The organism is Geodermatophilus sp. SYSU D00079 (assembly GCF_054050635.1).
Map to the genome: position 1 here is coordinate 252,625 of NZ_JBJGZS010000001.1, position 21,379 is coordinate 274,003.

Annotated in this window: 18 protein-coding genes and 1 riboswitch; of the genes, 8 read left to right on the forward strand and 10 right to left on the reverse strand. The window is 75.2% G+C overall.

The features are described from left to right. The first annotated feature begins 3 nt into the window (after positions 1-3). The 3 genes from ACI79E_RS01285 (at position 4) to ACI79E_RS01295 (ending at position 3,226) form a co-directional block, all read left to right on the forward strand. Positions 4-318: a hypothetical protein gene (locus ACI79E_RS01285; RefSeq protein WP_456930735.1), complete on the forward strand. Its 315-nt coding sequence runs from the start codon at positions 4-6 to the stop codon at positions 316-318. A gap of 1 nt (position 319) precedes the next feature. Then, positions 320-1,174 carry a CPBP family glutamic-type intramembrane protease gene (locus ACI79E_RS01290; protein WP_456930736.1) on the forward strand — a complete coding sequence of 285 codons (855 nt, stop codon included), beginning with the start codon at positions 320-322 and terminating at the stop codon, positions 1,172-1,174. Positions 1,175-1,429: 255 nt separating this feature from the next. Next, entirely contained in the window at positions 1,430-3,226 is a 1,797-nt protein-coding gene (locus ACI79E_RS01295; RefSeq protein ID WP_456930737.1) for a DEAD/DEAH box helicase, read from the forward strand. A 73-nt stretch (positions 3,227-3,299) separates the two neighbouring features. On the opposite strand, the gene ACI79E_RS01300 is transcribed toward ACI79E_RS01295, so the two are convergent. The 3 genes from ACI79E_RS01300 to ACI79E_RS01310 form a co-directional block, all read right to left on the reverse strand. Next, positions 3,300-6,272, reverse strand: a complete 2,973-nt coding sequence (locus ACI79E_RS01300) for a helix-turn-helix transcriptional regulator (protein WP_456930738.1) — start codon at positions 6,270-6,272, stop codon at positions 3,300-3,302. A 47-nt stretch (positions 6,273-6,319) separates the two neighbouring features. Next, positions 6,320-6,451 (reverse strand): hypothetical protein, encoded by a 132-nt coding sequence (locus ACI79E_RS01305; protein WP_456930739.1) that lies wholly within the window; start codon positions 6,449-6,451, stop codon positions 6,320-6,322. A 117-nt stretch (positions 6,452-6,568) separates the two neighbouring features. Next, the gene (locus tag ACI79E_RS01310) at positions 6,569-7,873 is read right to left on the reverse strand and encodes an MFS transporter (RefSeq protein WP_456930740.1); all 1,305 of its coding nucleotides are present in this window, start codon (positions 7,871-7,873) and stop codon (positions 6,569-6,571) included. Between the two features lie 318 nt (positions 7,874-8,191). On the opposite strand from ACI79E_RS01310, the gene ACI79E_RS01315 reads away from it, so the two are divergent. Continuing rightward, positions 8,192-9,511, forward strand: coding sequence for an ArgE/DapE family deacylase (locus ACI79E_RS01315; RefSeq protein ID WP_456930741.1), 1,320 nt, complete (start codon positions 8,192-8,194; stop codon positions 9,509-9,511). Next, positions 9,508-10,140, forward strand: a complete 633-nt coding sequence (locus tag ACI79E_RS01320; RefSeq protein WP_456930742.1) for an HD domain-containing protein — start codon at positions 9,508-9,510, stop codon at positions 10,138-10,140. Before ACI79E_RS01315 ends, ACI79E_RS01320 begins: the two co-directional genes overlap by 4 nt. On the opposite strand, the gene ACI79E_RS01325 is transcribed toward ACI79E_RS01320, so the two are convergent. Further along, the gene (locus tag ACI79E_RS01325; protein WP_456930743.1) at positions 10,106-10,387 is read right to left on the reverse strand and encodes a DUF4031 domain-containing protein; all 282 of its coding nucleotides are present in this window, start codon (positions 10,385-10,387) and stop codon (positions 10,106-10,108) included. The two genes, ACI79E_RS01320 and ACI79E_RS01325, sit on opposite strands and share 35 nt — an antisense overlap. A 37-nt stretch (positions 10,388-10,424) precedes the next feature. Here ACI79E_RS01325 and ACI79E_RS01330 point away from each other — a divergent pair, with 37 nt between their 5' ends. Further along, positions 10,425-11,420 (forward strand): Gfo/Idh/MocA family protein, encoded by a 996-nt coding sequence (locus ACI79E_RS01330; protein ID WP_456930744.1) that lies wholly within the window; start codon positions 10,425-10,427, stop codon positions 11,418-11,420. On the opposite strand, the gene ACI79E_RS01335 is transcribed toward ACI79E_RS01330, so the two are convergent. After that, positions 11,417-12,232 (reverse strand): DUF72 domain-containing protein, encoded by an 816-nt coding sequence (locus tag ACI79E_RS01335; RefSeq protein ID WP_456930745.1) that lies wholly within the window; start codon positions 12,230-12,232, stop codon positions 11,417-11,419. The genes ACI79E_RS01330 and ACI79E_RS01335 overlap by 4 nt on opposite strands. A 25-nt stretch (positions 12,233-12,257) precedes the next feature. On the opposite strand from ACI79E_RS01335, the gene ACI79E_RS01340 reads away from it, so the two are divergent. Continuing rightward, a complete protein-coding gene (locus ACI79E_RS01340) occupies positions 12,258-12,635 on the forward strand; it encodes a VOC family protein (RefSeq protein ID WP_456930746.1) in 378 nt (125 codons plus the stop codon). A 239-nt stretch (positions 12,636-12,874) separates the two neighbouring features. Here ACI79E_RS01340 and groL read toward each other — a convergent pair whose 3' ends face one another. The 3 genes from groL to thrC form a co-directional block, all read right to left on the reverse strand. After that, entirely contained in the window at positions 12,875-14,503 is a 1,629-nt protein-coding gene (gene groL / locus ACI79E_RS01345; protein WP_456930747.1) for a chaperonin GroEL, read from the reverse strand. 273 nt (positions 14,504-14,776) lie between these two features. Continuing rightward, on the reverse strand, positions 14,777-14,977 hold the full coding sequence (locus ACI79E_RS01350; RefSeq protein ID WP_091218572.1) for a cold-shock protein: 201 nt from the start codon (positions 14,975-14,977) through the stop codon (positions 14,777-14,779). A gap of 201 nt (positions 14,978-15,178) precedes the next feature. Beyond that, positions 15,179-16,480: a threonine synthase gene (gene thrC, locus ACI79E_RS01355; protein WP_456930748.1), complete on the reverse strand. Its 1,302-nt coding sequence runs from the start codon at positions 16,478-16,480 to the stop codon at positions 15,179-15,181. A gap of 12 nt (positions 16,481-16,492) precedes the next feature. Continuing rightward, a riboswitch (SAM riboswitch) is annotated at positions 16,493-16,621 on the reverse strand. A gap of 60 nt (positions 16,622-16,681) precedes the next feature. Here thrC and ACI79E_RS01360 point away from each other — a divergent pair. Next, positions 16,682-17,503: an HAD family phosphatase gene (locus ACI79E_RS01360; protein ID WP_456930749.1), complete on the forward strand. Its 822-nt coding sequence runs from the start codon at positions 16,682-16,684 to the stop codon at positions 17,501-17,503. A 42-nt stretch (positions 17,504-17,545) separates the two neighbouring features. Here ACI79E_RS01360 and ACI79E_RS01365 read toward each other — a convergent pair whose 3' ends face one another. Then, positions 17,546-18,460 (reverse strand): ABC transporter permease, encoded by a 915-nt coding sequence (locus ACI79E_RS01365; protein ID WP_456930750.1) that lies wholly within the window; start codon positions 18,458-18,460, stop codon positions 17,546-17,548. Further along, a complete protein-coding gene (locus ACI79E_RS01370; RefSeq protein ID WP_456930751.1) occupies positions 18,457-21,339 on the reverse strand; it encodes an alpha/beta fold hydrolase in 2,883 nt (960 codons plus the stop codon). Before ACI79E_RS01370 ends, ACI79E_RS01365 begins: the two co-directional genes overlap by 4 nt. Between the last annotated feature and the right edge of the window lie 40 nt (positions 21,340-21,379).

Here is a 21,379-nt window from a genome sequence, read left to right on the forward strand (position 1 = left end):
CGCGTGGTCGACCGGCGGCACGGGCGGACGGGCCTCTACCTGGTGGAGGTCCGCAGTTGCCCGCCGTCGGCGGACGACGCGGTGCGGATGCACCGCGCCCTGGCGCGGGCGGTGACCCGGCTCGGCACGGCCGGGACGCCGATCCGCTGGTGCGCGGCGTGGCTGCTCCCCGGCGACGGGCGGTGCCTGTGCGTGGTCCGGGCCGCCCGCCGGGCCGACGTCGTCCGCGCCCTCGACCTCGCCGCCGTCAGCACCGCGTCGGTCTCCCCCGCCCGCGCGCTGGCCGACTCCCTCACCCACGTCGGAAGCAGGTCCTGACATGTCCACCGTCGACGCACGTCCCCCGCTCCGCGCCGCCGCGGCCGACGGCGGCCTCCGGGGCCGGGTCGCCCGGCGCCCGCTGACCGCCTTCCTCGTCCTCGTCTTCGGCCTCGGGTGGCCCCTGGTCTCGATCCCCGCACTGACCGCGCACGGCGTCCTCCCGGGCGGCGCGCTGCCCCAGGAGCCGTTCACGCTGGCCCTCACGCTGGTCGTCATGCTGCCCGCCGCGCTGTGGGTCACGGCCGTCACCGAGGGCCGCGCCGCCGTCCGTGCGCTCCTGCGCCGCGCGGTGCAGTGGCGGTTCGGCCCCGGCTGGTGGGCCGCGGCGCTGCTGGGCCTGCCGCTGCTGACCCTCGCCGTCGGGGCGGCCGCCGGGCAGCAGCTGCGGACCGGGGACCTCCTGGCGACGCTCGGCGCGGGCGCGGTCTCGATCGTCACCTCGGTGCTGCTGGTGCACCTGTGGGAGGAGACGGTCTGGGCGGGCTTCTTCCAGGACCGGCTCGAGCGGCGGCACGGCCTCCTGGTCGCGGCCGCGCTGACCGCGCTGCCGTTCGCGGCGATCCACCTGCCGCTGCAGTTCACCGGCGACCTCGCCCTCGGCCCCCTGGCGTTCGCGATCGGGGTGCTGGTCGTCTTCGGCGTCGTGATCCGCCTGCTGGTCGGCGCCACCGTGCGCGGGGCCGCGGGCAGCGTGCTGGCCGCGGGGGTCGTGCACGCGACGTTCAACGCCTCGAACAACGAGGGGAACGTGGTCGACGACCTGCTCGGCGGGGGCCAGCCCACGCTCTACGCGGTGGTCGCCGCGGTGCTGTTCACCCTCGGCGTCCTGCTGGCCCTGCGCGCCCGCCGCTGATCCGCCGGTCGAGTGCCACGGGGCGCGGGCACCGCGCCCCGTGGCACTCCCTGCGCACGGCGGGACGACTGGGACCGGCGGGGCGTGACGTGACGGTCCGGTACGGGCATGACGATGCCCACACCGACACCCCAGGCGGCACATCCGTGCTGGTCAGGGCGGTGCGGGTGGCCGCCATACGTCGGCGGCCGGACGGCGCGCGGGAGGAGGCCGGTTGGGCGTGTCGCCCCCGGCCCCGCGAAGATGGGTCCCGACATGGCGAGTGCAGCACGAGCGGAGGCCGCGGGCCCGCAGACGACCAGCCGACCGCTCCGGGCGTGGCAGCAGGCCGCGCTCGCCAGGTACGAGGAGAGCTCACCCAAGGACTTCCTGGTCACCGCGACCCCGGGCGCGGGCAAGACCACCTTCGCCCTGACCCTCGCCGCGCGGCTGCTCTCCCGTCGCGAGGTGGCCCGCGTCATCGTCGTCTGCCCCACCGACCACCTGCGGCTGCAGTGGGCCGACGCGGCCGACCGGATGGGCATCGTCCTCGACCCGGGGCTGACCAACGCCGTGGGCCCGGTGCGCGCCGGCACGCAGGGCTACGTCACCACCTACGCGCAGGTCGCCGGCAAGCCGATGCTGCACGCCGCCCGCGCCACCGCCGTCAAGACGCTGGTCATCCTGGACGAGGTGCACCACGCCGGCGACGGCCTCTCCTGGGGCGAGGCGGTCGAGGAGGCCTACGGCATGGCCGCCCGCCGGCTGTGCCTGACCGGCACCCCGTTCCGCACCAAGCCCGACGAGCGCATCCCCTTCGTCCGCTACGAGGAGGACGCCTTCGAGGGCGACGACGGGGAGGGCGGCATGGGCCTGGTCAGCCGGGCCGACTACACCTACGGCTACAAGGAGGCGCTGGCCGACAACGTCGTCCGCCCGGTCGTCTTCGCCGCCTACACCGGCACCTCGCGGTGGCGGAACTCCGCCGGTGAGGTCGTCGCCGCCTCGCTGTCGGAGGCCGGCACCCGCTCGGTGGAGATGCAGGCCTGGCGCACCGCCCTGGACCCCAAGGGCCAGTGGGTGCCGCACGTCATCGCCGCGATGGACGACCGCATCACCCACCTGCGCGAGAACGGCATGCCCGACGCCGCGGGGCTGGTGCTGGCCAGCGACCAGGACGACGCCCGCGCCTACGCCAAGATCGTCCGCCGGGTCACCGGCAAGGCCGCCGAGCTGATCCTCTCCGACGACCCCAAGGCGTCGAAGAAGATCGAGCGCTTCGCCACCGGGTCGGCCCGGATCGCCGTCTGCGTCCGGATGATCTCCGAGGGCGTCGACGTCCCGCGCGCCGCCGTCCTCGCCTGGATGACCTCCTACCGGACGCCGCTGTTCTTCGCCCAGGCCGTCGGCCGCGTCGTCCGCTCCCGCGCGCCGCACGAGTCGGCCACGGTGTTCCTCCCCGCCGTCCGGCCGCTGCTGTCGCTGGCCGCGTCGATGGAGGAGCAGCGCAACCACGTCATGCCGCCGCCCAAGACGGAGCAGGGGGACGAGCTCGACCTCGAGCCGCTGCCGCCCAAGGAGCGCGAGGTCGGCGACAGCGTCAGGCAGTTCGAGGCGCTGGAGGCCGACGCGCGGTTCGCGCACGTCCTGGCCAGCGGCACCGCGCACACCGGCGAGGGCCGCCCCGCCGCGGTGCCCCTCGGCGCCGAGGAGGAGGAGTTCCTCGGCATCCCCGGCCTGCTCACCGCCGAACAGACCGCGTCGCTGCTGGCCAAGCGGGACGACGAGCTGCGGCTGCGCATCGCCCAGCGGGCGCACTCCGAGGACGACGAGCCCGGGCTGTTCCCCGTCGAGGACCACCCGGAGGAGACCGACGCCGGCCGCTCCTGGCGGGACGCCGCCGAGCTGCGGCGCGAGATCAACCGGCTGGTCAGCCGGGTGGCCGCCCGGACCTCGCAGCCGCACGCGGTGGTGCACACCCAGCTGCGCCAGTCGGTGCCCGGACCACCGTCGGCGTCGGCCTCGGTCGACGTCCTCCGCGCCCGCCGGGAACGCCTCCGCACGATGCTGTGACACTGCGGTCCTCCGGACCGCACCGCGGCCACGTGCCGTCCCCGACCGCCGCTGAGCCGCTGCTCGACCGACCTCACAGCAGGCCCCTGCTGGCGGCGAGGGCGACGGCCTCGGTGCGGCCGCCGGCGCCGAGCTTGGCCAGGATGTTGCTGACGTGCACGCTCGCCGTCTTCTCGCTGATGTAGAGCTCCGCACCGATCTGCCGGTTGGTCCGGCCCTGGGCCAGCAGCCGCAGCACCTCGGTCTCCCGCGGTGTGAACACCGCCCCGCCCTCGACGACGCGCCGCGCCCCCGGGAGGTCCAGCGGCAGCCGCCCGCGACGGGCCAGCGCGACGACGGCCGCCTGCAGCGGCGCCGCGCCCAGCCGGACCGCCGTCTCCCCCGCCGCGCGCAGCTCCTCGGCGGCGCCGTCCCGGTCACCGGTGGCCAGCAGCGCCTCGGCGAGCCGGAACCGCGACCGCGCCTGCTCGAAGACGTGCCCGTACCCGAACCCGTCGACGGCGGCCCGCCACAGCTCCGGTGCGGCCCGCCCCGACAGCCGGCCCGTCTCCGCGTCCAGCCGGGCCACCCACGCGGCGGCCTCCACGCCGTACGCGCCGATCGCCCGGAGGTGGTCCTCGACCGCCGAGCGCGCCGCGGCGGCCAGCTCCTCCCCGGCGGCCGCCCAGCGCCGGACCGCCGGCTCGTCGCCGGTCAGCCGGGCGGCGGCCGCGGCGTCGGCCACCGGCGCCAGCGCCGTCGCGACCAGCCGGACCACGGCCAGCCGGTCGTAGTTCCAGTACGTCCGCACCTGCTGCACCGCGGCGCGGGCGCGCGCCACGGCGGTGCCGGCGTCGCCGGCCCAGGCGGCGAGGTCGATCTCCGCCCCGGCGGTGGCCAGCAGCAGCAGGACGTGGGCGTCCAGCCGGGCGGTGAGACCGCGCGCCCACACCACCCGCTCCGCCGCCGCGGGGTCGCCGCGGCCGACCTGGACCAGCAGCCCCGCCGCGCGCACGTGCGCGGCCATGTCCGGCACCCGTGCCAGCTCCTCGGCCAGGGCCAGGCTGCCGTCCCAGTCGCCGGACACGTAGCGCACGACCACCCCGAGGTGCCGCAGCTCGGCGGGGTAGAACGCCCACTCCACACCCAGCACGCGGGCCCGCTCCAGCCCGGCGTCGACCCAGGTCAGCGACTCGGTCAGCGCGCCGTCCTCGTAGGGGACGACGGCGAGGTTGAACAGCACCCGCAGCTCGACGTCGGTGTCGCCCGAGCGGCGGGCCCGTGCCAGCGCCTCCTCCAGCCGGGCGCGCACCGCGGCGCGGTCGCCGACGCCGCGGACCCGCGCCAGCGACACGGCGGTGTCGGCCCAGGCGCTGTCCAGGCCCAGCGCGTCGGCGGCCGCCAGCGCCTCCGCGGCCGCGGCGTCCCCCTCGGCCCACCGGCTCACGTCGTAGCTGGTGCGCGCGTGCGTGGCTGCCGCCCAGGTGCGCACGACCGACGGCGGGTGGGCCGGCACCAGCTCCATCGCCCGGCTGCTCTCCCGGTGCGCCGCGGCCTGGTCCTCGATCCGCCCCAGGGCCTGGGCGAGGGTGTGGTGCACCTGGGCCCGCACGACCGGGTCGCCGTCCTCGCCCAGCAGCTGCAGCGCCTCGCGCAGCAGGGCCACCGCCCGGTGCAGCTCGCCGCCGCGCCGGGCCGCGGCCGCGGTGTCCAGCAGCAGCGCGGTGTGGTCGCGGCCGGCCCGCTGGTCCGCGTCGGGGACCGCCGACCACAGCGCCAGCGCCGCCTCCAGGTGCTGCAGCTGCTCGGCCGGCGCGCCGGCCCGGCCGGCCTCGGCGGCGGCGTCGAGCGAGGCGGTGAACGCCCGGGGGAGGTCGTTGCTGCCCCGCGCGTGGTGCGCCAGCTCGGCGGCGGTGCCCGCGCCCGGGGTGGCGGTGAGGTGGGCGGCGATCGCGGCGTGCGCCCGGACCCGCTCCCCCGGCAGCAGGTCGGCGAGCACGGCCTCGCGCAGCAGGGCGTGCCGGAAGCGGTACCGGCCGCCGTCGGACACCACCAGCAGGTGGTGGTGCACCGCCTCGGCCAGCGCGGCCTCCAGCTCGGCGGGCGCCAGCTCGCTGACCGCGGCCAGGAGGTCGTGGTGCACGCGTCGCCCGGCGACGGCGGCCACCCGCAGCACGCGCTGGGCGGCCTCCCCGAGCTGCTCGACCCGCGCCAGCAGCACGTCGGTGAGCGCGAGCGGCAGCGTCTCGCCGGCCAGGCCCGCGGCGGTCAGCTCCTCGGCGTAGAAGGCGTTGCCCTCGGCCCGCGCCACGACGTCGTCCACCGTCTTCTCGGGGACGCCGGCGGCCAGCCCGCGCACGAGCTCGCCGACGGCGGCGTCCGGCAGGGGTCCCAGCTCCAGCCGCTCCACGCCCGGCAGCCGCACCAGCTCGGCCAGCAACGGGCGCAGCGGGTGGCGGCGGTGCAGGTCGTCGGAGCGGTAGGAGACCACCATCGCCACCGGCTCCTCGGCCAGCCGGGCGAGGAGGTAGCGCAGCAGGTCGCGGCTGGAGTGGTCGGCCCAGTGCACGTCCTCCAGCACGAGCAGCAGCGGCGTGGCCGCGGCCAGCTCGGTGAGCAGGGCGGCGACGGCCTCGAACAGCTGCAGCCGGCCGTCGTCCAGCAGCGGGCGGGGCCCCCGGTGCGGGCGCAGCCGGCCGAGGTCGGCCGCCTCGCCGCCCGGCGGGTCGGGGACGGCGACCGGCGCGCGGCCGGCCAGCAGCCCGGCCAGTGCCGGCTGCCCGGCGGCCACCAGCGGCTCCCCGGTCACCGGGCGCAGCAGGTCCACGAACGGCAGGTAGGGCAGGCCGACGTCCCCGAGGTCGACGCAGTGCCCCACGAGGACCCGCACGCCGCGCCCGGGAGCGCGGGCGGTCAGCTCGTCGAGCAGTCGGGTCTTCCCGACGCCGGCGTCGCCGGAGAGCAGCACCGCGCTGCCGCGGCCCTCCAGCGCGCGGTCGACCGAGGCCAGCAGCCGGGACAGCTCCTCGGCGCGGCCCACCAGGGGTCGGTCGTCCCACTGCGGCACGCCCTGGATCGTGGCAGAGGCCAGGGACCCCGATCGGGGGTCCTCCCTCAGTGCGCCCGCCACCACCGGCGGGCAGACCAGGGGCCGCGGCGGGTGCGCGTGCCGCGGCCGATCTGCTGCAGCACCTCCCGGCGGTAGGCCAGCTCGGCCTCGAGGCCCGGGTTCGGGTAGGTCGCCATCACCGTCTCCTGTCGTCGTCCGTTCCGACGACGTCGACGGTCGTGCTGAGGCGGCACCCCCGGCATCGGCCGGTCGGGCGGTCTGCGCCGGCCCGACCGGGCCTGAGGCCCCTCAGGTCACCTCAGCTCGGTGCCCTTGGTCTCCTTGAGGGTGAGGATGACGGCGAACGCCACCGCCGCGGCGATCGCGACGTACCAGAAGAACCACAGCGGGTGGCCGGCGTCGGACAGCGCGACGATGACCAGCGGGGCGGTGCCGCCGAAGAGGGCGACCGTGAGGTTGTACCAGGCCCCGATGCCGGTGGCGCGCAGCTCCGTGGGGAACAGCTCGCTCATGACCGCCGGGGCGATGGAGGCCAGCAGCGCGTACAGCCCGAGGCCGGTGCAGAAGACCACGATCAGCGACAGCAGGTTGTCCTGGACGAGGAACGACAGCGGGACGATGAGCAGCGCGTACCCGCCGGACCAGACCAGCATCTGCGGCTTGCGCCCGAACCGGTCCGACAGCGCCCCGAACGGGTAGCACAGCGCCACGAACAGGGCCGTGCCGATGGACAGCGCGAGGAAGACGTCGGTCTCGTCCGCGTCCCGGAACCGGATCGCGAACGGCGTGAGGGCGCTGAAGAACGTGTAGTACGACAGCGTCGACAGCAGCGTGAAGGCGCACAGCTGCAGGACGGCACGGGGGTGGTGCTTGATCGTCTGCAGCAGCGGGTGCTTGGTCGCCCGCGCCTTCTCGGCGCTCTCCTCGAACTGCTCGGTCTCCACCAGCGACCGGCGCAACCACATGCCGATCAGGCCGAGCAGGCCCCCGATGAAGAAGGCGATCCGCCAGCCGTAGGACTCCAGCTGCTGCTCGTCGAGCACGCTGGTGAGCAGCACGCCGAGCAGGGAGGCGGCCAGCAGGGCCGTCCCCGTGGAGATGTAGAAGAACGACGAGTAGCGGCCGCGGTGGGCAGGAGGGGCGATCTCGCCGAGGTAGGCCGACGCGTTGGAGACCTCGCCGCCCAGCGACATGCCCTGCGCGATGCGCGCCAGCAGCAGCAGGATCGGAGCGAGCCACCCCACCTGCTCGTACGTGGGCAGGATCGCGATGACCATCGAGCCGCCGGCCATCAGCAGGATGGTGAGCAGCATCCCGGCCTTGCGGCCGCGCAGGTCGGCGAAGCGGCCCAGCAGGATGCCGCCCAGCGGCCGGAAGAAGAAGGCCAGGGCGTAGGTCGACGTCGTCCCGATCAGGGCGAGCGCCTCGTTCTCGGCGGGGAAGAACTGGCCGGCGAAGAAGACGAGGAAGGTCGCGTAGACCGTCCAGTCGAACCACTCGACGGCGTTGCCGATGCTGGCCGAGACCAGCGTCTTGACCGGCAACCGGTGGCGTTCGTCCACCGTCGTGCCGCGCCCCTGCTGCACCGCGCCTGCCATGCGAACTCCCGACGTCGCCCCGGTCACACCCGGGGACGACGGTAGGCGGGAGCCGCTGCCGCGGCATGTCGGGGACTTGGGTCCGGACCGGATGACGGCCGCCTCGCGGCGAGATGCACAACACGGCTCCAGGCCCCCGACCGGAGTCGGGGCGGTAGTCCGTGAAGGCGGTAACCAAATGGCACCCGGGGGCACGATGCACCCGGCCCGGACACCTCCGAGGCTACCCCCGGTCGCGGCGGCTCACACGGGCCGAGGGGGTCCGATCGGGGTCGCGGTCGCCCGGACGGGCCGGGGTCGCGTGCCAGACTCCGCTCCGTGGTGGAGCTGACGAGGTCGGGGAGGTCGGGCTCCGCGGGCGCCGGCGAGGTGGGTCTGACCGACGTGGAGGCCCGTGTGCTGGCCGCCGTCGACGAGCAGTGGGCCGTCGACCGGCTCCGCTCGCTGGTCGCCGTCCCCTCGGTCGGGGGCACGGCGGCCGAGAGCGAGGTGCAGCACCTGGTCGCCGGCTGGCTGGAGCAGCTCGGCTGCGCGGTCGACCGGTGGCCGATCGACCTCGCCGCGGCCGCGACCGCTCCGGACGCCCCGGGCCAGGAGGTCGAGCGCACCGAGGCGTGGGGCGTGGTCGGGACCGCACCGGCCGCCGACGACGGGGTGCCGGCACTGGTCTTCGCCGGCCACACCGACGTCGTCCCCGCGGGCGACCGCGCCCTGTGGCCGCGGGACCCCTTCGACCCGCACGTGGCCGGCGGCGCGGTGCACGGCCGGGGCGCGTGCGACATGAAGGCCGGCGTGGTGGCCGCCCTCGCCGCCCTCGACGCCGTCCGGACGGCGGGGGTGCGCCTGGCCCGCCCCGTGGCGGTGCACGCCGTGGTCGGCGAGGAGGACGGCGGCCTGGGGGCCTGGGCCACGCTGCGGCGGGGCCACCGCGGCGACCTGTGCGTCATCCCGGAGCCGACCGCGGGCGCGGTCGTCACGGCCAACGCCGGGGCGCTGACCTTCCGGCTGGAGGTGACCGGCCGCGCCGCGCACGCCGCCCACCGCGACCAGGGCGTCAGCGCCGTCGAGCTGTTCGCGGCGGTGCACGCGGACCTGCGCGCGTTCGAGGCCGAGCGGCAGGTCGGCGCCGACCCCCGGTTCGGCGGCGCCCGCTACCCGTACGGCATCAACATCGGCCGGGTGCGGGCCGGCGACTGGGCCAGCTCGGTCCCCGACCGGCTGGTCGCCGACGGGCGCTACGGCGTCCGGCTGGGCGAGCCGGTGACCGCGGCGCGGGCGGCGTTCGAGGCGCGGCTGGCCGCCTTCTGCGCCGCGGACCCGTGGCTGGCCGAGCACCCGGTCCGGCTCACCTGGACCGGCGGCGCCTTCGCCAGCGGCCGGCTCCCCGACGGGCACCCACTGCTGGCCGACGTCCGGCGGGCGGTGGCCGACACCGGCGCCGGGGTGCCGCCGGAGCGGGCCATCCCCGCCGGCAGCGACCTGCGCCTGTACGCCGGCGCGGGCATCCCGACGCTGCACTACGGCCCCGGCGACCTGCACCTGGCCCACGGGCCGCTGGAGCGGGTGCCGATCGCCGAGCTGGTCACCGCGGCGCGGGCGTTCGCCCTGCTCACCGTGCGCAGCTGCGGGGCGGCATGAGCCTCGTCGGCTTCGAGGCGTGGACGCCGCTGGCCGGCGACTCCCCCACCTCGCGCACCGAGTGGGCCGCCGTCGTCGCCGCCTGGGGCGAGCCGCACCGCCGGTACCACGACCTCGCGCACCTGGCCGCCGTCCTCGGGCTGGTCGGTGAGCTCGCCGGGTCGGCCGCCGACCCGGACGCCGTCCGGCTGGCCGCCTGGTACCACGACGTGGTCTACGACCCCACCCGCGCCGACAACGAGCAGGTCAGCGCCGAGCGGGCCCGGGCCGGGCTGCGCGGGCTGGTGCCCGGGGAGCGGGTCGAGGAGGTGGCCCGGCTGGTGCTGCTGACCGCCGGGCACGACCCCGCGCCCGACGACGCCAACGGCGCGGTGCTCTGCGACGCCGACCTCGCGGTGCTGGCCGGGCCGCCGGAGTCCTACGCCGCCTACGCCTCGGCGGTGCGCGAGGAGTACGGGCACCTGTCCGACGCCGAGTTCACCGCCGGGCGCACCGCCGTCCTGGAGCACCTGCTGGCGCTGCCGCAGCTCTACCGGCTGCCGGCCGTCGCCGCGGAGTGGACCCCGCGCGCCCGCGCGAACCTGACCGCCGAGCTCACCCTGCTGAGGAGGCGCGCGGCGTCTTCCTGAGCCGCAGGCCGGCGCCGGCCAGGCGGGACAGCAGCTCCCGGCACCCGACCGGCAGCGCCCCGGCGGCCACGGCGACGTCGTAGAGCTCCTGGGGGACGTCGTAGTGGTCGCCCTGGAACGCCCGCCGCGGGATGCCCAGCTCGGCGGCGACGAACGCGTGCAGCTCCTCGTAGGAGACGTCGCTGACCAGGTGCGACCACAGCCGGCCGCGCCAGTGCCACACGGGGGTGTCGATCAGCACGGCCACGGCGCGAGTCTCCCCCGCCCCCGCTAGCGTCGCGCGGGTGACCGACGAGATCCGCTGGGGCATCGTGGGGCCCGGCCGCATCGCCGAGAGCGTCCTGCCCGACTTCGCGCACGTCCCCGGTGCGCGGCCGGTCGCGGTCGCCTCCCGCTCGGCCGACCGCGCGGCGGCGTTCGCCCGACGGCACGGGCTGGAGCGCGCGCACGGCTCCTACGCCGACATCCTCACCGACCCGGACGTCGACGTCCTGTACGTGGCGACGCCGCACCCGCAGCACCACGCGATCGCGCTGGCCGCCCTCGACGCCGGCAAGGCCCTGCTGGTGGAGAAGGCCTTCACCGCCACCACCGCGGGGGCCGCCGAGGTCGTCGACCGGGCCCGGGAGCGGGGCGTCTTCGTCATGGAGGCGATGTGGACCCGCTTCCAGCCAGCCGTGGTGCGGGTGCGGGAGCTGGTGGCCGACGGCGCCATCGGCGAGGTGCGCTCGGTGCAGGCCGACCTGGGCGTGGCCCGCGACTACGACCCCCTGGACCGGCTGTTCGCCCTGGAGCTGGGCGGCGGCGCGCTGCTGGACCTCGGCGTCTACGTCGTCTCGTTCGCGCAGATGCTGCTCGGCGCCCCCGACACCGTGCACGTCGCCGGCTCGCTGTTCCCGACCGGTGCCGACGCCGAGGCGGCGCTGCTGCTGGGCTACGAGGACGGCCGCACCGCCACGCTCACGACCTCGCTGCGCCACCCGACACCCGGCCAGGCCCGCGTCTTCGGGACCACCGGCTGGATCGACGTCCTCCCCCGGTTCCACCACCCCCGGACGATCGTGCTGCACCGCACCGGCGCGGAGCCGGAGACCATCACCCGGCCACCGACCGGCATCGGCTACGCGCACGAGCTCGTCGAGGTGACGGAGTGCCTGCGGGCCGGCCGCACGGAGAGCGCGGTCATGCCCCTGGCCGACACGCTGGCGGTGCAGGCGGTGCTCGGCCAGGCGGCCGACCGGCTGGGCATCCGGCACGCCGAGGACCGCTCCGTCCTCTAGGCCGGCGTGGGCAGGCCCGGCGTCCGCTGGGCGGGGTCCCAGGCCGCGCCCAGGGCCTGCTCGGCGGTGGGCACCCGGGTCGGCGTCCCCCCGGCCCGGCGGACCGCCTCGGCGAAGTGGACGGCGTCGATCGGAGCCGCCCCGCCGGGGTCGTTGTTGAAGTACACGAGCACGTCCTCGTGCGGTGCCCAGGTGGCGGCCAGGCGGTCGGCCCACAGCTGCAGCGTGCGCGGCCGGTAGCGCCAGTCCTCCACGCCGGTGTGGAACCGCAGGTAGCCCCAGTCGGTGGTCCGCCAGAGCGGCGTGACCGGCTGCTCGTCGCGGTCGGCCCAGCACAGCGCGGCCCCGTAGCGCTCCAGCAGGGCGCGGACCTCGTCGGTCCACCAGCTCTCGTGCCGCGGCTCGACGGCGACCCGGGTGCCGGCGGGGAACTGCGCGAGGCACTCCCGCAGCAGCTCCGCGTCGGCCTTCAGCGTCGGCGGGAGCTGCAGCAGGACCGTGTCCAGCCGGTGCTCCAGGCCCTCGGCGCGCGCCATGAGCCGGGCGACGGGCTCCTCCGGCTCGCGCAGCCGCTTGATGTGGGTGAGGAACCGGCTGGCCTTGACCGCCCAGCGGAAGTCCGGCGGGGTGCGCTCGCGCCAGGCGACGAAGGTGGCGTGCTCGGGCAGCCGGTAGAAGGCGTTGTTGCTCTCGACGGTCGCGAAGAACCGGGCGTAGTGCTCCAGCCACAGCCGCTGGGGCAGCTTCGGCGGGTAGAAGCGCCCCCGCCAGTCGCGGTACTGCCAGCCCGAGGTCCCGATCACCACCGCCACGGACGGCCGCCTACCCTGCGCGGTCATGGCCGACGCACCCGCCCGATTCAAGGACCTCTGCCTCGACGCCCTCGACCACCAGGCGCAGGCCGACTGGTGGTGCGCCGCCCTCGGGTACGTGCGCCTGACCGACCTGCAGCCCGGCGACTACCAGGCACCGCGGCCGGCGGAGTGGCCGGTGCCGATCGTCGACCCCGCCGGCGCGGGGCCGGTCATCTGGCTCAACCCGGTGCCCGAGGCCAAGGCGGTCAAGAACCGCATGCACCTGGACGTCGTCGGCGACACCGCGGCACTCCTGTCCGCCGGCGCCACGCTCGTGCGGGCCAAGGACGAGGAGGTCGCGTGGGACGTGCTCGCCGACCCCGAGGGCAACGAGTTCTGCTGCTTCGCCCCCGTGGACTGAGGCCGCCGCCCCGTCGAGATCGCCGGATCTCGCACGCGCCGGGCCGCCGGACGGTGCGAGATGCGGTGATCTCGACAGGGAGCCGGCAGAGGCCCGGACGCCGACAGGGGCGGCCCCGCGGAGTGCGGGACCGCCCCTGCCGGGCAGTGCTGGTGGTGCTCACGCGAGGGACCTGAAACGGCCCCTCTGCAGGGTCCCGCGCCGAACGTGCGAGGCGCGGGGGGCAGAGGGGTCCTTCGTCAGAAGTCCATGCCGCCCATGCCGCCGTCGGCGCCCGGCATGGCCGGGGCGGCCTTCTCCGGCTTGTCGGCGATGACGGCCTCGGTGGTGAGGAAGAGCGCCGCGATGGAGGCGGCGTTCTGCAGCGCCGAGCGGGTCACCTTGGCGGGGTCGATGATCCCGTTGGCGACCAGGTCCACGTACTCGCCGGAGGCGGCGTTGAGGCCCCAGCCGGTGTCGGAGTTGCGGACCTTCTCCGCGACGACGCCACCCTCGAGGCCGGCGTTGACGGCGATCTGCTTCAGCGGCGCCTCGAGCGCGACGCGCACGATGTTGGCGCCGGTGGCCTCGTCACCCTCGAGCTCGAGCTTGTCGAACGCGACGGCGGTGGCCTGCGCCAGGGCGACGCCACCACCGGCGACGATGCCCTCCTCGACGGCGGCCTTGGCGTTGCGCACCGCGTCCTCGATGCGGTGCTTGCGCTCCTTGAGCTCGACCTCGGTCGCGGCACCGGCCTTGATGACGGCGACGCCACCGGCCAGCTTGGCCAGGCGCTCCTGCAGCTTCTCGCGGTCGTAGTCGGAGTCCGACTTCTCGATCTCGGCGCGGATCTGGTTCACCCGACCGGCGATCTGGTCGCTGTCACCGGCACCCTCGACGATCGTCGTCTCGTCCTTGGTGACGACGACCTTGCGGGCGCGGCCGAGCAGCTCGAGACCGGCGGACTCCAGCTTGAGGCCGACCTCCTCGCTGATGACCTGGCCACCGGTGAGGATGGCGATGTCGGTCAGCATGGCCTTGCGGCGGTCACCGAAGCCGGGGGCCTTGACCGCGAGGGACTTGAAGGTGCCGCGGATCTTGTTGACCACCAGGGTCGCCAGGGCCTCGCCCTCGACGTCCTCGGCGATGATCGCCAGCGGCTTGCCCGACTGCATGACCTTCTCCAGCAGCGGGAGCAGGTCCTTCACCGAGCTGATCTTGCTGTTGACGACGAGCACGTACGGGTCGTCGAGGACGGCCTCCATGCGCTCGGCGTCGGTGACGAAGTAGGGCGAGATGTAGCCCTTGTCGAAGCGCATGCCCTCGGTGAGCTCGAGCTCGAGGCCGAAGGTGTTGCTCTCCTCGACGGTGATGACGCCTTCCTTGCCGACCTTGTCCATCGCCTCGGCGATGAGCTCGCCGATGGCCGGGTCAGCGGCGGAGATCGACGCGGTGGCGGCGATCTGCTCCTTGGTCTCGACGTCCTTGGCGGTCGAGAGCAGGTACTCGGTGACCGACTCGACGGCCTTCTCGATGCCCTTCTTCAGGGCCATGGGGTTCGCGCCGGCGGCGACGTTGCGCAGACCCTCGCGGACGAGCGCCTGGGCGAGCACGGTGGCGGTGGTGGTGCCGTCACCGGCGACGTCGTCGGTCTTCTTGGCGACCTCCTTGACCAGCTCGGCGCCGATCTTCTCCCACGGGTCCTCGAGCTCGATCTCCTTGGCGATGCTCACACCATCGTTGGTGATGGTGGGGGCACCCCACTTCTTCTCGAGGACGACGTTGCGGCCCTTGGGGCCGAGGGTCACCTTGACGGCGTCGGCGAGGGTGTTCATGCCCCGCTCGAGGCCGCGGCGAGCCTCTTCCTCGAAGGCGATCATCTTGGCCATGTGGTGATGTCCTCCATGCATGGATCGCTGCACGGCCGGGTTCGGCGCCCGCGACGGACGACACCGGTGGTGCGGGCACTCCGTCGGCCCGCGCACCAGCGCCTCACCGCATCCGACCTGATTGGCACTCGGCACTGTCGAGTGCCAACCAGGAGTCTGGCACTCGCCCCTGCCGAGTGCAAGAACGGGTGGGCAGACAGCGGGTGTTCCCGGGGACGACGGAGGCCCGGCCCCCCGAGGGGGACCGGGCCTCCGTGTGCCCTGCGGTGGTTCTCAGGCGACGCGGACGGCGTCGGCCTGCGGACCCTTCTCGCCCTGGACGACCTCGAAGGTGACCCGCTGGCCCTCGTCGAGGCTCTTGTACCCGTCCATCTGGATGGCCGAGTAGTGGACGAAGACGTCCTGGCCGCCGTCGACGGCGATGAAGCCGAAGCCCTTCTCGGCGTTGAACCACTTCACGGTGCCCTGTGCCACGTGTGCTCCCACGTTTCGTGCGTGCGGACGACGCCAGCCGTTCCGGCGCCGGGTCTAGCTCTTCCGCCCGTCGGACACGAACGTGGAACTGGAACCGCGGGAGAACGTACAGCACAAAAGGCGTGGTGAGAGCAAACTCACGCACACGCCACCCCGGATCGGGGGACACCCACCGACCGGATCGACGCCGAGCCTACCCGGTCACCCGATGAGGCCCGCGGCCCGCACCGACCGCAGCGAGGGCTCCACGACGTGCGTGGGGCCCACCACCGGCTCGAGCGGGTCGAGGGTCTTGAGGCCCTCGCCGGTGTTGAGGACGACGGTCTCCTTCGCCGGGTCCAGCCGGCCGTCCTCGACCAGCTGGCGCAGCACCGCGACGGTCACCCCGCCGGCGGTCTCGGCGAAGACCCCGGTGGTGCGGGCCAGGTCGCGGATGCCCTGGACGATCTGCTCGTCGCCGACCCGGCCCACCGCCCCGCCGGTGCGGCGGATGGCGTCGAGGGCGTAGGGGCCGTCGGCGGGGTTGCCGATGTTGAGCGACTTCGCGATCCCGGTCGGCTTCACCGGCTTGACGACGTCCCACCCGTTGTCGAACGCGGTGGCGATCGGGTCGCAGCCGGCCGACTGGGCACCGAAGATCGTCCACTCGGTGGCCTCGACGATGCCGGCGGCGGTGAGCTCGCGGAACGCCTTGTCCACCTTGGTCAGCAGCGACCCGGAGGCCATGGGGATGACCACCTGGGCCGGGATCCGCCAGCCGAGCTGCTCGGCGATCTCGTAGCCCATCGTCTTGGAGCCCTCGGCGTAGTAGGGCCGCACGTTCTGGTTGACGAAGGCGGTGTCCTCGAACTCGTCGGTCTCGGCGAGCTCGCTGGTGAGCCGGTTGACGTCGTCGTAGGAGCCCTCGACGGCGACCAGCGTCTGGCCGTAGACCGCGGACTGGACGACCTTGCCCGGCTCCAGGTCGGCGGGGATGAAGACGAACGAGGGCAGCCCGACGCGGGCGGCGTGCGCGGCGACGGAGTTGGCCAGGTTGCCGGTGGAGGCGGCGGCGATCTTGGTGTAGCCCAGGCCCTTGGCGGCGGTGGCGGCCAGGCTGACCACGCGGTCCTTGAACGAGTGCGTGGGGTTGGCCGAGTCGTCCTTCACCCAGAGCCCACCGGTGAGGCCCAGCTCGGCGGCCAGCCGGTCGGCGCGGACCAGCGGGGTCAGGCCCGGGTCCAGGGAGACGCGCGAGGCCGGGTCGTGGCCCACCGGCAGCAGCGCGACGTAGCGCCAGATGTTCTGCGGGCCGGCCTCGATCTGCTCCCGGGTCACCGCCCGCATGACCGCCGGGTCGTAGTCGACCTCCAGCGGGCCGAAGCACTCGGCGCAGGCGTGCTCGGCGATCAGGCCGAAGGTGGCACCGCAGTTGCGACACACCAGCCCGCGGGCGGGGTTCGGCGGGACGGGCCCACCGGCGGACGAGTCGGCCTGGACGGAACCGGGAGCGGTCAGGGTCATGCGACGACTACCTCCTCATCTTCCCCACCCCGGGCCGTCGAGCCGGGTGGGACGGAATTGGCACCTTCCGCTGCGCGGACGCGCAGGCGGCGGTTGCCGGGGCTTCGTCGGGCCGTGTCCCTCTGCCCCTCTGGATGAGTGGAACGCCGTCGACTGTACCCAGGTGGGCCGCGTCGCAGTGGTCCGGGCCAGGATGGGCCGGTGAGCACGCGCGTCGTCTACACCGACCTCGACGGCACGATGGTCGGGCCGCGGGGCTCGTTCTGGCACACGGCCGGCCGGGACCTCACCGCCACCCCGGCCGCCGCGCTGCTCGACCTGCACCGCGCCGGGGTCGAGCTGGTGCTGGTCAGCGGCCGGACCTACGAGCAGGTCGTGGAGGCGGCGCGGATCTTCGCGGCCGACGGCGCGATCGCCGAACTGGGCTCGGTGGTCAGCTGGGACGCCGGGCGCAGCGTGCACCACCTCACCGGCGACCTGCCCGAGCGGTACGCCGGGCGGGCGCCGGTCGACGTGATGGAGGAGCTGGGCGTCGTCGACACGCTGTTGGCCCGCCACGCCGGCCGGCTGGAGTGGCACGCCCCCTGGCACACGACCCACCGGACCGACGCGCTGCTGCGGGGGCGGGTCGACCCCCTCGCCGTGGACGCCGAGCTGGCCGAGCTGGGGGCCGGCTGGCTGACGCTGAACGACAACGGCTCGATCCCGGCGACGGCCCGGATGACCCTCGCCCCCGAGGCGCTGCCGCCGCGGGTCTACCACCTGATGCCGCGCGGCATCTCCAAGGGCGCGGCGATCGCCTGGGACCTCGAGCGCCGCGGCCTCACCCCCGCCGACGCGGTGGCGATCGGCGACAGCGTGAGCGACCTGGAGATGGCGCCGGCGGTGCAGCGGCTGTGGATCACCGCGAACGGGGCCACGGTCGACGGGATGGCCGACCTGCTGGCCGCCGTCCCCAACGTGACCGTGACCGACGCGCCCATGGGCGAGGGCTGGGCCCAGGCCGTGCGCGCCTCGCTGTGAGTGGAGTGCCACCGGCGCGTTCCCCGCGCCGTGGCACCCCACTCAGGAGGTGACGTCGCGGCGGGCGAAGTGGCGGAACGCCAGCGCGGTGAACACCGCCGCGTAGACCAGCGACTGGACGACCCCGCGGAACAGGTCCCCGGAGTCGACCGGGGTCTGCAGCAGGTCGGTCCAGGCAAACTCCTCCGCGGTGGGGAACCAGTCGCGGATCGAGCCCAACTGCTCCACCTGGTCGAGGATCGCGAAGACGAACATCGTGAACACCGCGCCGCCGACGGCGGCCAGCGGCGCGTCGGTGATCGTGGAGAACCAGAACGCCAGGGTGCCCACGACCAGCAGGTGGACGGCGAGGTAGCCGACCATGCCGGCCAGTCGCAGCAGCCCCTCCCCCTGCGGCAGGGTCACCCCGACCGGGGTCTGGATGGCCTCGAACCCGAAGGCGATGCCCCCGGCGACGAGCCCGACCAGCACGAGGGTCAGCAGCGCGCCGACGGACAGCACCAGCGCCGCGTACCACTTCTGCCGGAGCAGCCGCAGGCGCGGCACCGGGGTGGCCAGCGTGTACCGCAGCGACCCCCACTGCGCCTCGGCGGCCACGGTGTCGCCGAAGAACAGCGCGTAGACGACGACCAGGAAGAAGCTCGTCGTCGCGAACAGCACGAACAGGGTGAAGTTCAGCCCGCTGGAGGTGGCGACGTCGACCAGGTTGAGCCGGTTGTTCTCCGCGGCCTCCTCGCTGGCGCCCAGCTGCAGCGCGGCGATGAGGATCAGCGGCAGCGCCACCATCAGCGCGAAGACGCCCATGGTGCGCCGGCGCTTGAACTGCCGGCGCAGCTCGACCGACAGCCGCAGGGTGCGCTCCGGCCGGTAGCCGGCCACCGCGCCCGTCGGCTGCACGTGCCCCTCGGCCGGGACCGTCGACCGGCTCAGGCCCTCCGCGGCCCGCTGCGTCGTCATGACTCCCCCACCAGCGCCAGGAAGGCGTCCTCGAGCCGACGGCGCGGCGTGAACTGGTCGACCTCGATGCCCTCGGCCACGAGTGCCTGCAGCGCCCGCGCCCGGCTGGTGCCGTCGAGCTCGGCCACCAGCCCCTCGTCGGTGCGGCCGGCGCTCACGCCGGGCAGCCCCTCGAGGACCGCGATCGCGCGGTCGGTGTCGGCGTCGTCGGCCAGGCCGACGAGCACCGCGCCACCGACGCCGACGATCTCCTCGACCGTCCCCTGGGCGATCTTCTGCCCCTTGGCCATGACGACGACGTGGCTGCAGGTCTGCTCGATCTCGCTGAGCAGGTGGCTGGAGACGATCACCGTGCGCCCGGTCGCGGCGTAGGAGCGCAGCACCTCGCGCATCGCGTGGATCTGGGGCGGGTCCAGCCCGTTGGTCGGCTCGTCGAGCACCAGCAGGTCGGGCAGGCCGAGCATCGCCTGGGCGATCGCCACCCGCTGGCGCATGCCCTGGCTGTAGCGGCGGACCGGGCGGTCGATGGCCGCGCCGAGGCCGGCGACCTCGATCGCCTCCTCCATGTGCGCGTCCTCGGCCGGCCGGCCGGTCGCCGCCCAGTACAGCCGCAGGTTGTCCCGGCCGGACAGGTGCGGCTGCAGCCCCGTGCCCTCCACGAAGGAGCCCAGCCGGGAGAGGACGGGGGCGCCGGGGCCGGCGGCGTGCCCGAAGATGCTGATCCGCCCCTCGGTCGGCCGGATCAGGCCCATGAGCATCCGCAGCGACGTCGTCTTGCCGGCGCCGTTGGGGCCGAGCAGGCCCAGAACCTGGCCGCGGCGCACCTCGAAGGAGAGGTCGCGGACGGCGACGAAGCCGTCCTTGTAGGCCTTGGTGACGCCGGTGAACCGCAGCGGCACGTCCTCGCCGTCGGGCTCGACGGCCGAGACGCGGCGGCGCCGGCGGCGGCCCCACAGCACCGCCGCGGCCCAGCCGAGCAGGCCCAGGGCCGCCAGCACGCCCAGCAGGACCCACCAGCGGGACGTGCCGGCCGCCCCCTCGGCTCGCGCCTCGACCTGCGGGACATCGAGCGCGGCGCCGTCCCCGCCGGCCAGCGCGACGGAGTACACGGTGGACTCCGCCGGCAGGGCGAAGGCCTGGTCGGTGGAGGAGACCACCAGGCGCATCGTGTGCCCGGCCTCGAAGCGGTGCACGATCCCCGGCAGGGTCACCGGCACGGTGGTGGGTGCCGTGGGGTCGGCCGAGAGGCCGGTCAGCGCCAGCGGCGCGACCAGGCCCGACGGCAGCGTGGTGGCGCCGTCCGGGCCGACGTCGTAGAGCTTGGCGAACAGCGTCGCGGTGCCCGACGGCGAGGCGACGGCGAGGTCGACCGTGGCCGCGCCCACCACCTCCACGGCCTCGTCCAGCGGCCGGCTGTCGAAGGCGGCGGCCTGGCCGGGGATCTCGATGGTCGTGCCCCCGAGCGCCGCGGTCACCGCGCCGAGCCCCGGGTAGGTGGTGAGCGCCGCGGGGGAGCCGCCGGCGGGGGTCACGACCGGCTGCACGCCGCCGTCCAGGGCGACCGGACGGCGCTCGGCGGCCGCGGTGCCGGTCAGCCCCGGGTAGCTGTCGGAGGCGACCGTCTGCGACCCGCCCTGCACGTTCAGCCCGCTGCCCACCCCCGTGGGCTCGGGGAACTCGAACCCGGTGCCGGGGTCGGGGCCCCGGGCGGGGTCGTCGGGGTCGCGCAGGTGCCAGTCGAACCAGCCCGCGACCTGCTCGCGCAGCCGCTCGGTGGTGCGCTCCGAGGCCTGCGCGTCGTGGCCGCCGGCGTACCAGACGACCTTGACCGGGGCGCCGGTGGCGGCGATGCCGCGGGCGTTGGCGTCGGCCTGGTCCAGGCCGAACAGCGAGTCGCGGGTGCCCTGCACCAGCAGGGTGGGCACGTCGATCCGGTCGAGGACGGTGCCGGGGCTGCTGCGGTCCAGCGCGGCGGCGATCTCCGGCGTCAGCGTGCCCGTGGCCGCGGCGGTCTGGTACGCGGCGCAGATGTCGGCGCGGAAGCGCCCGCAGGTCAGCACCTGCTCCACCGCGGCCGGGTCGACGGCGGCCGGGTCCAGGGGCGGCAGCGCGGCACCCGCGCCGCCCGGCGGGGCACCGTCGGCGCCGTCGCCGCCACCGAGCACGGCGGCCAGGCCGTCGGCGGGGGCGCCACCGATGCTGAAGAACAGGCCGGCCCAGACGCGCTTGAACACGCCGGCGTCCGTGCTGGCGGGGGTGGCGGCGACCGTCCCGGCGGCGTCCTGCCCCACCTGCGAGGGGAACAGCGCGGTGGTCAGCGAGTTCCAGGTGATCTGCGGGGCGATGGCGTCGACGCGGTCGTCGTAGGCGGCGCCGAGCAGCGCCAGCGCCCCACCGTAGGAGCCGCCCGCGACGCCGACGCGCGGGTCGCCGTCCCCGTCGAGGAGGACCTCGTCGCGCTCGGCCAGCCGGTCGAGCAGCGTGGAGAGGTCGGCGACCTCGAAGCGTGGGTCGTTCAGCCCGATCTGTCCGGTGCTGGTCCCGAACCCGCGGGCGGAGTAGGTGAGGACGACGTGGCCGCGGCCGGCGAGGTCGCGGGCGTCGTCGGCGACGGAGTCCTTGCTGCCCCCGAAGCCGTGCGCGAGGACGACGGCCGGCGCCGGGTCGTCGGCGGTCGCGGAGGCCGGCACGTACAGGGTGGTGTCGAGCTCGACGGCGTCCGCGCCCGAGCCGGAGGGGATGCGCGCCTCCTCGGTGCTCACGTCCTCCGCCGCGGCGGCCGGCGCAGCCGGGGCGGCGACGAGCAGGACGCCGGAGAGCAGCGGGGTGAGCAGGGCGGCGAGCGTCGCGCGGGCGCCGGAGCGCGGGCGGGGACGCACGGGCCCGCGGAGGGGACGCACGGAGCGGCCAACGGACGAT